10 protein-coding genes are annotated in these 11,265 nt (G+C 59.5%); 2 read left to right on the top strand and 8 right to left on the bottom strand.

The window, feature by feature from the left end:
* Window positions 1-3: 3 nt before the first annotated feature.
* A complete protein-coding gene (locus MKZ87_RS20760) occupies window positions 4-411 on the bottom strand; it encodes a flagellar basal body-associated protein FliL (RefSeq protein WP_027610485.1) in 408 nt (135 codons plus the stop codon).
* Between the two features lie 150 nt (window positions 412-561).
* Between MKZ87_RS20760 and MKZ87_RS20755 the strand changes: the two genes are divergently transcribed.
* Complete coding sequence (locus MKZ87_RS20755; RefSeq protein ID WP_085696896.1) at window positions 562-1,539, top strand: NADPH:quinone oxidoreductase family protein; 978 nt, start codon at window positions 562-564, stop codon at window positions 1,537-1,539.
* A gap of 51 nt (window positions 1,540-1,590) precedes the next feature.
* On the opposite strand, the gene MKZ87_RS20750 is transcribed toward MKZ87_RS20755, so the two are convergent.
* The gene (locus MKZ87_RS20750; RefSeq protein ID WP_085702351.1) at window positions 1,591-2,199 is read right to left on the bottom strand and encodes an energy transducer TonB; all 609 of its coding nucleotides are present in this window, start codon (window positions 2,197-2,199) and stop codon (window positions 1,591-1,593) included.
* Between the two features lie 326 nt (window positions 2,200-2,525).
* On the opposite strand from MKZ87_RS20750, the gene glpT reads away from it, so the two are divergent.
* A complete protein-coding gene (gene glpT / locus MKZ87_RS20745) occupies window positions 2,526-3,875 on the top strand; it encodes a glycerol-3-phosphate transporter (protein ID WP_085696894.1) in 1,350 nt (449 codons plus the stop codon).
* Here the strand turns inward: glpT and MKZ87_RS20740 are convergent.
* The 6 genes from MKZ87_RS20740 to trxA form a co-directional block, all read right to left on the bottom strand.
* On the bottom strand, window positions 3,851-4,519 hold the full coding sequence (locus MKZ87_RS20740) for a gamma-glutamylcyclotransferase (protein ID WP_085696893.1): 669 nt from the start codon (window positions 4,517-4,519) through the stop codon (window positions 3,851-3,853). The genes glpT and MKZ87_RS20740 overlap by 25 nt on opposite strands.
* Before the next feature lie 197 nt (window positions 4,520-4,716).
* The gene (locus MKZ87_RS20735; RefSeq protein WP_085702350.1) at window positions 4,717-5,685 is read right to left on the bottom strand and encodes a CDP-6-deoxy-delta-3,4-glucoseen reductase; all 969 of its coding nucleotides are present in this window, start codon (window positions 5,683-5,685) and stop codon (window positions 4,717-4,719) included.
* The gene (gene ubiD, locus MKZ87_RS20730) at window positions 5,685-7,151 is read right to left on the bottom strand and encodes a 4-hydroxy-3-polyprenylbenzoate decarboxylase (protein ID WP_266201913.1); all 1,467 of its coding nucleotides are present in this window, start codon (window positions 7,149-7,151) and stop codon (window positions 5,685-5,687) included. The genes MKZ87_RS20735 and ubiD overlap by 1 nt, the downstream gene beginning before the upstream one ends.
* Before the next feature lie 80 nt (window positions 7,152-7,231).
* Complete coding sequence (locus tag MKZ87_RS20725) at window positions 7,232-9,187, bottom strand: acyltransferase family protein (RefSeq protein ID WP_085696890.1); 1,956 nt, start codon at window positions 9,185-9,187, stop codon at window positions 7,232-7,234.
* Window positions 9,188-9,321: 134 nt separating this feature from the next.
* Complete coding sequence (rho, locus tag MKZ87_RS20720) at window positions 9,322-10,581, bottom strand: transcription termination factor Rho (RefSeq protein WP_007951825.1); 1,260 nt, start codon at window positions 10,579-10,581, stop codon at window positions 9,322-9,324.
* A gap of 249 nt (window positions 10,582-10,830) precedes the next feature.
* Window positions 10,831-11,163 carry a thioredoxin TrxA gene (gene trxA / locus MKZ87_RS20715; RefSeq protein ID WP_085696889.1) on the bottom strand — a complete coding sequence of 111 codons (333 nt, stop codon included), beginning with the start codon at window positions 11,161-11,163 and terminating at the stop codon, window positions 10,831-10,833.
* Window positions 11,164-11,265 lie beyond the last annotated feature (102 nt).

Genomic DNA, 11,265 nt, shown 5'->3' with positions numbered 1-11,265 from the left:
CATTTACTGAATGATCAGGTTGTTGAACAACAGATCCTCGACCACCGGCTTGCCGGTCTCGTCATTCATCACTTGCTGGGTCTGCTTCAAGGCTTCCTGACGCAGTTTTTCCTTGCCTTCGATGCTGCCCATCGCTTCGGTGGTTTGCTGAGTGAACAGCGCCACCAGTTGATTGCGAATCAGCGGCTCGTTGGCCTTGACCAGTTTGGTCGCCTCTTCGCCGGTCACCCGCAGTGCCACGTCGGCCTTGTAGACCTTCAGCTTCGGCGTGCCATCCAGCCCGTAGTTGCCCACGAACGGCGGGCTCAGGGTGATGTAGTTGACCTTCGGCGCCTCGCCCTCTTTGGCTTCTTCGGCCAGCGCTGCCACAGGCAGAGACAGGGCCAGCAACAACATGATCCACGCTTTCACAATTCGCTCCTTATCCGGTTTGCGGCCTAGCATAACGACCCGCCGCGCAAGCACAAGCTTATGGCGGACTATCAGGGCCGGGCATGCTCGTTGACCCGTTGACTGCCACACCTACACTTATCGGCCATCACTCCCAAAGGAATAGCCCTGATGAAAGCCGTGCTGTGCAAAGCCTTCGGCCCTGCCGAATCGCTGGTGCTGGAAGACGTCGCCAGTCCTGTCGCCAAGAAGAACGAAATCCTGCTGGACGTGCACGCCGCCGGGGTCAACTTCCCGGACACGCTGATCATCGAGGGCAAGTACCAGTTCAAGCCGCCCTTCCCGTTCTCCCCGGGTGGGGAAGCCTCCGGCGTGGTCAGCCAAGTGGGTGAAAAGGTCAGTCACCTGAAGGTCGGCGACCGGGTCATGGCCCTGACGGGCTGGGGCAGCTTTGCCGAGCAGGTCGCAGTGCCGGGCTACAACGTGCTGCCGATCCCGCCGTCGATGGATTTCAACACTGCCGCCGCGTTCAGCATGACCTACGGCACGTCGATGCACGCCCTCAAACAGCGCGGCAACCTGCAACCGGGTGAAACCCTGCTGGTACTCGGTGCCTCCGGCGGCGTTGGCCTCGCCGCCGTGGAAATCGGCAAAGCCATGGGCGCCCGGGTGATTGCCGCCGCCAGCAGCGCGGAAAAACTCGCCGTCGCCAAGGCTGCCGGTGCCGACGAACTGATCAACTACAGCGAAACCAGCCTCAAGGACGAGATCAAACGCCTGACCGACGGCCAGGGCGCCGACGTGATCTACGACCCGGTCGGCGGCGACCTGTTCGACCAGGCTATCCGCGCCATCGCCTGGAACGGCCGCCTGCTGGTCGTCGGCTTCGCCAGCGGACGCATTCCCGAACTGCCGGTCAACCTCGCCCTGCTCAAGGGCGCGGCGGTACTCGGCGTGTTCTGGGGTTCCTTCGCCCAGCGCCAGCCGCAGGACAACGCCGCAAACTTCCAGCAACTGTTCGGCTGGTTTGCCGAGGGCAAGCTCAAGCCGCTGGTGTCGCAGGTCTACCCGCTGGGCAATGCCGCGCAGGCGATCAATGATCTCGGGCAGCGCAAGGCTGTGGGCAAGGTTGTCGTCAGCGTGCGCTAAACGGAAAAAGCTGTCTGGTCATGTACCTGACCAGACAGGCATGCACTGTTCTCATAAAACCTTGCGAATGTCTTCCGGCAGAAGGGTGACGTATTTAAGGCCTGGACTCTTTTGGCAGCGCGTCACAATGCTGGGAACACGCTTGTTCATTTTGGCGACCATGGCCAGGCGTTGCTCCATCGGGATCTGTCCCTGGAAAAACGTATTTGCCAGATAACCGCGCACATAATGAAACGGTGCAGCATCCACCCAGGCATGTCTTGGATAGTGCGCCAGCAAACTGTTGAACTCGCGGCATTTGAGATCCTTCAGCCACAGATTGACACCGTCGGGAGAGTCGAATCCGAACGTCATCGGGGCGATTATTTCCTGCTCTGGCGGGCGTTCTCCTTCAACAGTCCACGGTTTAAAGCGCCATTGCGCCAGCGCTTTTTTGACCGCATCGGACAGTTCGGCATGATCGCTTTTCAAAATGCCGACCTTACTCACCGCTCCGTCTGCACTAACGGTAAAGCTTACTTTGACGCCTCCGGTAAACCCGGCCCGTTGCAGCCCCGGAGGGTAGATTGGTTTCGGATGATGTTCCGGAATCAAAAATACCTCGGCCGCCCAGGTACTGCCCGCCACCAACAGCAAAACCAACAACGTACACCAGCGCATGATTCCTCCCCTCGCGACCCGAATGCCCGATCAGGCATCTGCGAAAAGGTTAAGGCGCGCCCCTCCAAAATAGAACGTCGCCGCTTCTGCGTTGCAAGCAGGAGATTTCCTCAAAACTTGCCCTACGTCTCGCTGAAACCCTGCAGGAAGCCGCCGAAGTAACCTTTCCCACAGCGCCCCTCACTTATATCTGAGCGACATGTTCATAAAGGAACGTGCGACTTCCAACATTTCCACTGTTTTGTCGATGGGAAGCGGTGCTATTTTCGGTAACGAAACTGTAACATTCGCATCCGCAGTCAAAACAAGAAATCTGGAGCTCTTGAATGTTTGCTTTCTTTCGTCCTGCCGCACATCAGGCTCCATTGCCTGAAGAAAAAATCGACAGCACCTACCGACGCCTGCGTTGGCAGATCTTCGCCGGCATCTTCTTTGGCTACGCGGGTTACTACCTGCTGCGCAAGAACTTCTCGCTGGCCATGCCGTACCTGATCGACGAAGGCTACAGCCGTGGCGATCTGGGCCTGGCGATGTCGGCGATCGCCATTGCGTATGGCTTGTCCAAGTTCCTCATGGGCCTGGTCTCCGACCGCTCCAACCCGCGCTACTTCCTGCCCTTCGGCCTGCTGGTATCGGCCGGGGTCATGTTCATTTTCGGTTTCGCGCCTTGGGCAACGTCCAGCGTGACCATGATGTTCATCCTGCTGTTCATCAACGGTTGGGCCCAGGGCATGGGCTGGCCGCCGAGCGGACGCACGATGGTGCACTGGTGGTCGCAGAAGGAACGTGGCGGCGTGGTGTCGGTGTGGAACGTGGCGCATAACGTCGGGGGCGGCCTGATCGGCCCGCTGTTCCTGGTCGGCATGGGCCTGTTCAACGACTGGCACGCAGCGTTCTACGTTCCGGCCGCTGTTGCTCTGGCGGTAGCGGTGTTCGCGTTCGTGACCATGCGCGACACCCCGCAATCGGTTGGCCTGCCGCCGATCGAGAAGTACAAGAACGACTATCCGGAAGGCTACGACGCCAGCCACGAAGACGAATTCAGCGCCAAGGAAATCTTCGTCAAATACGTGCTGCGCAACAAAATGCTCTGGTACATCGCCATGGCCAACGTCTTCGTTTACCTGCTGCGCTACGGCGTACTGGACTGGGCGCCGACCTACCTGAAGGAAGCCAAGGGTTTCACTGTAGATAAAACCTCGTGGGCCTATTTCTTCTACGAATGGGCGGGGATTCCAGGCACGCTGCTGTGCGGCTGGATGTCAGACAAGATCTTCCGTGGCAACCGTGGCCTGACCGGCATGGTGTTCATGGCGCTGGTGACCGTGGCGACCCTGGTTTACTGGCTGAACCCGGCCGGCAACCCGACCATCGACATGATCGCGCTGTTCTCCATCGGCTTCCTGATCTACGGCCCGGTGATGCTGATCGGCCTGCAGGCGCTGGAGCTGGCACCAAAGAAAGCCGCCGGTACTGCTGCGGGCTTCACCGGTCTGTTCGGGTATCTGGGTGGTTCGGTCGCGGCCAGTGCAGCGATGGGCTACACCGTGGACCATTTCGGCTGGGATGGCGGTTTCGTGTTGCTGGTGGGCGCTTGCCTGCTGTCGATGGCCTTCCTGGCCCCGACCCTGTGGCACAAGCAAGTCGCCAGTCAGACCCGCGAAGCAGTCGCCTGATCGGCCTTTGACCTGCAGCGCTTGAGCCGCGCCTCCAGATTCCGGTCTGGCATGGCGTGGCTGCGCAGGGCGTGAGCGGTCTGCTCGACATAATCGCGAGTCGTGCCGTAACGCCCGCAAGCGCTTTCGAACACCTGGCTCAGCACATGATCCGGCAAGTTGCCGGCATAGCTGGGCAGGTGTCGCTCCAATACGAATCCCAAGGCCTGAACCTGGCTGCCATCTTCGAGTCGGCAGTTGAGCCAGTGTGGGCGATAGGACGGGAACGGCATCTCGCGCTTCCACAACGCATACAGCGCGCTGTCCAGGTTGTCTTCCGGCAACCGGTAGGCGAAGCCGCTGCACGAACCGCCCCGGTCCAGACCAAAGACCAGACCCGGCATTTCCGGCGTGCCGCGATGCTCGTGGGACCACAGGTACAAGCCACGATGGTATCCATGCACTCGACCGCGCACACGCTCGACGGCGGTGCATTCCGGCCGCCAGATCAGCGATCCGTAGGCGAACAGCCACACCGGCCCGCCCTTGTGGCGCGCCATGGTCGATTGCATGGAAGCGAGAAGTTGTTCGTGCGTCAGCTGCGGCCCGAGATCGAGCCGCGGAGGGTAAGCCAGGTTCAGAAAAGCGTTTTCAATGGCGCTCATGGCGAATAGCGTTCAGCTCCCCGCGGGTGAAGAATTACTTAATAGAACGCACCGCTGTAACAATAAGGCACATATGTTTTAAAGCAATTGGAGTGCCATGGCACAGTTCTTAATTTATTGCCTGATTGATATATAACCTACCGGCATTTATGCAATTACATAAATACCGATCGGCTATATAGAGAGTTATAAAGAATTCAGGAACGGGGCGCGTAAGCGAACACATCCGCACGCATCTGATGGGCATCCATCCCCGCTTCCACCAGCGCATCCAGCGTGCCGTAGACCATGGCCGGCGAGCCGCTGGCGTAGACGTGCAGCGGTTTCAGATCGGGAAAATCCTCACACACCGCCTCATGCAACATGCCGCAGCGCCCTTCCCAACCGCATTGATCACTGACGACCTTGTGCAGGAACAGGTTGGGCAACTTCAGCCATTCGTCCCAATGTTCGATTTCGTAGAAGTCTTCCGGGCGACGCACGCCCCAGTACAAGTGCACCGGCTGTTTGAAGCCGTTGGCCCGGCAATGTTCGATCAGGCTGTGGATCTGACCCATGCCGGTGCCGGCGGCGATCAGCACCAGCGGCCCGTCCGGCAATTCCGCCAGATGGGTGTCGCCGAACGGCAGTTCGACCCGCACCATCGGGTTGCGCCTGAGCTGATCGATCAGGTTCAGCGCACTGGATTCGCGCGCCAGCACATGGATTTCCAGATCGCGCCCGCCGTGGGGCGCCGAGGCCATGGAGAACGCCGACTTCTCGCCGTTCTCGCGCTCGATCATCAGGTACTGACCGGCGTGATAGCGCGGCGGCTTGCCGGCCGGTGCCCGCAGGCGCACACGAAAGGTATCGCCACCGACGTCCCGGCATTCGATGACCTGACACGACACACTGCGCACGGGCAGTTCTCCCAGCGCGAGCACGCCATCCCACAGCACGATGCAGTCTTCCAGCGGCTCCGCTATGCAAGTGTAGAACTCACCGTGGTCGTGCACCTTGCCGGCCTGTTCGACCCGGCCTTCCACCAGCAGCGCCGCACACACATGGCAATTGCCGTTGCGGCAGCTCTGCGGGCATTCATAGCCCAGGCGCCGCGCACCATCGAGAATCCGCTCTCCGGGCCGTATCTCGAGCACCGCTCCGGAGGGCTGCAGGGTTACACGCATCAATCTATTCCTAACTGATTCCAGATGGCATCGATCCGTTGGGTGACGGCATCATCCTTGACGATGACGCGGCCCCACTCGCGAGTGGTTTCGCCCGGCCACTTGTGGGTGGCATCCAGGCCCATCTTCGAGCCGAGCCCCGACACTGGCGAGGCAAAGTCGAGGTAGTCGATCGGCGTGTTGTCGATCATCACCGTGTCGCGCTTGGGGTCCATGCGCGTGGTGATGGCCCAGATCACGTCGTTCCAGTCACGCGCGTTGATGTCGTCGTCGGTGACGATAACGAACTTGGTGTACATGAACTGTCGCAAAAACGACCAGACACCCAGCATCACGCGCTTGGCATGGCCCGGATACGCCTTCTTCATCGTCACCACGGCCATGCGGTACGAGCAGCCTTCCGGCGGCAGGTAGAAGTCGGTGATCTCCGGGAACTGCTTCTGCAGGATCGGCACGAACACTTCGTTCAACGCCACGCCGAGAATCGCCGGCTCATCCGGCGGACGGCCGGTGTAGGTGCTGTGGTAGATCGGGTTGATCCGGTGGGTGATGCGCTCGACGGTGAACACCGGGAAGCTGTCGACTTCGTTGTAGTAACCGGTGTGGTCGCCGTACGGGCCTTCATCGGCCATTTCGCCCGGATGGATCACGCCTTCGAGGATGATTTCAGCGGTGGCCGGCACTTGCAGGTCGTTGCCACGGCACTTCACCAGTTCTGTGCGGCTGTCGCGCAGCAGACCGGCGAAGGCGTATTCGGAGAGGCTGTCCGGCACCGGGGTGACCGCGCCGAGAATGGTCGCAGGATCCGCACCGAGGGCCACGGACACCGGGAACGGCTGACCCGGATGCTTCTCGCACCACTCGCGGAAATCCAGCGCGCCACCCCGGTGGCTGAGCCAGCGCATGATGACCTTGTTACGGCCAATCACTTGCTGACGGTAGATGCCGAGGTTCTGCCGATCCTTGTTCGGGCCCTTGGTGACGGTCAGGCCCCAGGTAATCAGCGGTGCCACGTCGCCCGGCCAGCAAGTCTGCACCGGCAACATCGCCAGATCGACGTCGTCGCCTTCGATGACCACTTCCTGGCACGGCGCGTCTTTGACGACTTTCGGCGCCATCGCAATGATCTTGCGGAAGATCGGCAGCTTCGACCACGCATCCTTCAAGCCCTTCGGCGGCTCCGGCTCCTTGAGGAACGCCAGTAGCTTGCCGATTTCGCGCAGCTCGCTGACCGACTCGGCGCCCATGCCCATCGCGACCCGCTCGGGAGTGCCGAACAGGTTGCCGAGCACCGGAATGTCATGGCCGGTCGGTTTCTCGAACAGCAGCGCCGGGCCCTTGGCCCGCAGCGTGCGGTCGCACACCTCGGTCATCTCCAGCACCGGCGAGACGGGAATCTGGATGCGTTTCAACTCTCCGCGCTGCTCAAGCTGCTGCACGAAATCCCGAAGATCCTTGAATTTCATTGACGATGGCACCCTCAAAATAGGCGTACATCCTACCTGCTCTGACGGGCAAACAGCAGCCCGTCAGCATCAGGCCTCGCTCAATTGTGGCTCGTACCCAGCAGCAGAGGCGCAAACAGCGGGCTCAGCCGGGAGCTCCCCGCGTCCGAAAGATGATCCTCATCCTTGTACTGCGAATGACCGTTGACCTCGATGCTGCAGACGCCGTTGGCGCACATCAGCGGCGTTGGATCGATCACGTGCACACCCGGATCAGCGGCGCTCATTGAGTCGAACAGGCTGCTGAGGAAATGCTGGCGCGCCAGATGTTCCTCAAGCGGACGACCCAGCCCTTCGGCTGACCTTCCGATCCGCGCCAGGCTGGTCAAGCGGTTGACGATGCCTTTGCGTTGCAGCGGCACCTCCTTGAACAGCCAGACTTGCGCCCCCGTCGCTCTCAATGCGGCAACTCGCGCCTTCAGCGCTGCGGCCATGCGTTGCTCGGCCTGGACGGTATCGTCCTGCGAATTGAGCAGCACCTTCTTGTCGCCGTCTTCGCGACCATACACGTAAAGGCTCCAGTTGGACGCCAGCACCACATCCTTGATGCCGAGACTGCGCACGCGTTCCATGGTCCGTTCGTTGAAATCCTTGCAGCGCTGACGCGGGTCGTCGCTGAGAATCGGCGGGCACGCGCTCATGCTGTACAGCCAAACCGGACGCCCCTCGCGACGGGCATTATTCTCGATAGCCGGCAGCAAGGCGGCGGCGTGGCTATCGCCCCAGAACAATTGAGTGGCCGGAACATCCCCACTGCCACCCACCAGACAGGCCTTGTCCAGCTCTTTATCCTGAGTCACCAACATGCATTTCATCTGCCCCGCATGCCACTCACGGGACTGTGCATACTCCAGCGCTTTACCGGTCAGACGTTGAGGGACGCCACCGGCGGAACGGATCGCCGACCCCGTCGCCACAAGTGCAACGATGGCCGCCAGACTGCCTGCCAGCACTGCATTACGCGAGGCGAGCAAGCGTTTTTCGCGAAACGGCAGCTCGATATAGCGCAGACTCAGCCAGGCCAGACCCAGCGCCAAGGCTATCCAGCCGATTGCTTCAACAGGCTGAATGCCATCGATGGAAATCGCGTTGGCATAGACAAACACAGGCCAATGCCAAAGATAGAGCGAATACGAAAGCAAGCCGACCCAGACCAACGGCCGCAGACTCAAGAGCCGCCCGGTGAGGCTCGCACCTTGCGCGCCCGACCAGATCAACGCCGTCGTCCCCAGTACCGGCAACAAGGCTGCCCAACCCGGAAACACGGTGGACTTGTCAAAAGTGAACACCGCAACCAGTACTGCCACCAGACCGGCCAGCCCCACAGCCTGATACAACCAGGGACGCACCGCCTGTTTCGGCGCCGGCATGACCGCGAGCATCGCGCCGCAGAGCAACTCCCAGGCCCGGGTAGGCAGCGAGAAGAAGGTGAATTCCGGCTTGTGTTCGATGTTGGCGATGTTCAAGCCGAACGATACCAGCAACACGGCGAACAGCATCCAGCGCCAATGGCGGAAATAGCGGATCAGCACCGCCATCAACAGCGGAAAGAAGATGTAGTACTGTTCTTCTACCGCCAGCGACCAGGTGTGCAGCAGCGGCTTCAGATCCGAGGCTGGCTGAAAGTAGCCGTCCTCTCGCATGAACAGAATGTTGGAGATGAAAAGCGACTGATAGCGCACTGTTCGCCCGAGTTCGGCGAAGTCCTTGGCCGTCAGCAGCAACCAGCCCAATGCCAGCGTCACCAGCATGACCACACTCAGGGCAGGAATGATGCGGCGGGCACGGCGTGCCCAGAAATCAATGAAGCTGAAGCGCTGAGAGCTGATTTCGCGGAACAGGATCGTTGTGATCAGGAAGCCGGAAATGACGAAAAAAACGTCAACCCCGACAAAGCCGCCACTGAATGTACTGAATCCGAAATGAAACAGTACGACCGGAATAACCGCCAGAGCTCGTAATCCGTCGATATCACGGCGATTGCCAAACGTGTGCATGATCTTTCTCGTTCTGGATACAGAGTCCTTGGAAAGCGCGAAAGTTATCAGCCACGTACATTTCAATCCAGATACAAATAATCCGTTGCAAAAAAAAGCGCCCTTATAGGGCGCTTTATTCAAACAACAGCGAATTACTTGCGCTTCATCGACAGGAAGAATTCGTCGTTGGTCTTGGTCGTTTTCAGCTTGTCGACCAGGAACTCGATGGCCGCCACTTCGTCCATCGGGTGCAGCAGTTTGCGCAGGATCCACATACGCTGCAGCTCATCGTCGGCAGTCAGCAGCTCTTCGCGACGGGTACCGGACTTGTTGATGTTGATGGCCGGGAACACACGTTTCTCGGCGATACGACGGTCCAGTGGCAGCTCCATGTTGCCGGTGCCCTTGAACTCTTCGTAGATCACTTCATCCATCTTCGAGCCGGTTTCAACCAGCGCGGTGGCGATGATGGTCAGCGAGCCGCCTTCTTCGATGTTGCGCGCGGCGCCGAAGAAACGCTTCGGTTTCTCCAGGGCGTGGGCATCGACACCACCGGTCAGCACCTTGCCGGAGCTCGGAATCACGGTGTTGTAGGCACGGGCCAGACGGGTAATGGAGTCGAGCAGGATCACCACGTCCTTCTTGTGTTCGACCAGGCGCTTGGCCTTCTCGATCACCATTTCAGCCACTTGTACGTGACGGGTCGGCGGCTCGTCGAAGGTCGAGGCAACCACTTCGCCGCGCACGGTGCGCTGCATTTCGGTCACTTCTTCCGGACGTTCGTCGATCAACAGCACGATCAGGTGAACTTCAGGATTGTTACGGGCGATGTTCGCCGCGATGTTCTGCAGCATGATCGTTTTACCGGCCTTCGGCGGTGCAACGATCAGACCGCGCTGGCCTTTGCCGATCGGGGCGCACAGGTCGATCACGCGACCGGTCAGGTCTTCGGTGGAACCGTTGCCGGCTTCCATCTTCATGCGCACGTTCGGGAACAGCGGAGTCAGGTTCTCGAAGAGAATCTTGTTCTTCGCGTTCTCAGGACGATCGAAGTTGATCGTGTCGACCTTGAGCAGGGCGAAATACCGCTCGCCTTCCTTCGGAGGGCGGATCTTGCCAACGATGGTGTCACCGGTGCGCAAGTTGAAACGGCGGATCTGGCTCGGCGAGACGTAGATGTCGTCAGGGCCGGCGAGGTAGGAAGCGTCAGCGGAGCGCAGGAAGCCGAAGCCGTCCTGGAGAATCTCCAGCACGCCATCACCGGAGATTTCCTCACCGCTTTTAGCGTGCTTTTTCAGCAGGGAGAAAATCACGTCCTGCTTGCGCGAACGGGCCATATTTTCTATGCCCATCTGTTCGGCCAATTCGAGCAGTTCGGTAATCGGCTTTTGCTTGAGTTCAGTCAGATTCATATAGGAATGACGTAATCATTTATGGAGGGGGGAAATTAAGCTTTTGGCTTAATGAGGCCGCGCCGCGGAGAAGGCGACAGGATCGCGTACTTATTCGAAAAGGAGTGCGTCGGCGACGGCTAGCAGGGGGCAGTGGAGAAACCAGTGCGGGGCCGAATGTATCACCTGAGTTTCGGAGCGTCTAGCCCTGAATACGCAAAAAGCCCCGCAAATTGCGGGGCTTTTCAAGGACAGTCTTTACCGCAACGCTTAGATGTTGGCGTCGAGGAAAGCTTTCAGCTGAGACTTCGACAGCGCGCCGACCTTGGTCGCTTCCACGTTGCCGTTCTTGAACAGCATCAGGGTTGGAATACCACGCACGCCGTGCTTGGCAGGGGTTCCCTGGTTTTCGTCGATGTTCAGTTTGGCAATGGTCAGCTTGCCTTCGTATTCCTCTGCAATCTCGTCCAGAACCGGAGCGATCATTTTGCAAGGGCCGCACCATTCAGCCCAGTAGTCGACCAGGACAGCGCCTTCGGCCTTGAGTACGTCGGCTTCGAAGCTAGCGTCGCTAACGTGTTTGATCAGATCGCTGCTGCTCATGGAATTCTCCAGGTTGTAAGCAAAAAAACGTGGCCCATCATAGCCGCCCTTCCCTTGTTCAGGAAGCCGCAGATGATTGAGTCTTGCTATGGCACCCGATGA

This window comes from Pseudomonas sp. MCal1 (assembly GCF_026341415.1).
Lineage (GTDB): Bacteria > Pseudomonadota > Gammaproteobacteria > Pseudomonadales > Pseudomonadaceae > Aquipseudomonas.
The sequence above is the reverse complement of the archived record's forward strand: the minus strand, read 5'-3'. Positions and strand labels throughout refer to the sequence as shown.

Excerpts from the sequence above, each read along its gene's own strand:
- rho (WP_007951825.1), bottom strand. The coding sequence starts at position 10,581 with ATGAATCTGACTGAACTCAAGCAAAAGCCGATTACCGAACTGCTCGAA.
- MKZ87_RS20750 (WP_085702351.1), bottom strand. The coding sequence starts at position 2,199 with ATGCGCTGGTGTACGTTGTTGGTTTTGCTGTTGGTGGCGGGCAGTACC.
- MKZ87_RS20725 (WP_085696890.1), bottom strand. The coding sequence starts at position 9,187 with ATGCACACGTTTGGCAATCGCCGTGATATCGACGGATTACGAGCTCTG.
- MKZ87_RS20755 (WP_085696896.1), top strand. The coding sequence starts at position 562 with ATGAAAGCCGTGCTGTGCAAAGCCTTCGGCCCTGCCGAATCGCTGGTG.
- glpT (WP_085696894.1), top strand. The coding sequence starts at position 2,526 with ATGTTTGCTTTCTTTCGTCCTGCCGCACATCAGGCTCCATTGCCTGAA.
- MKZ87_RS20740 (WP_085696893.1), bottom strand. The coding sequence starts at position 4,519 with ATGAGCGCCATTGAAAACGCTTTTCTGAACCTGGCTTACCCTCCGCGG.
- MKZ87_RS20735 (WP_085702350.1), bottom strand. The coding sequence starts at position 5,685 with ATGCGTGTAACCCTGCAGCCCTCCGGAGCGGTGCTCGAGATACGGCCC.
- ubiD (WP_266201913.1), bottom strand. The coding sequence starts at position 7,151 with ATGAAATTCAAGGATCTTCGGGATTTCGTGCAGCAGCTTGAGCAGCGC.
- trxA (WP_085696889.1), bottom strand. The coding sequence starts at position 11,163 with ATGAGCAGCAGCGATCTGATCAAACACGTTAGCGACGCTAGCTTCGAA.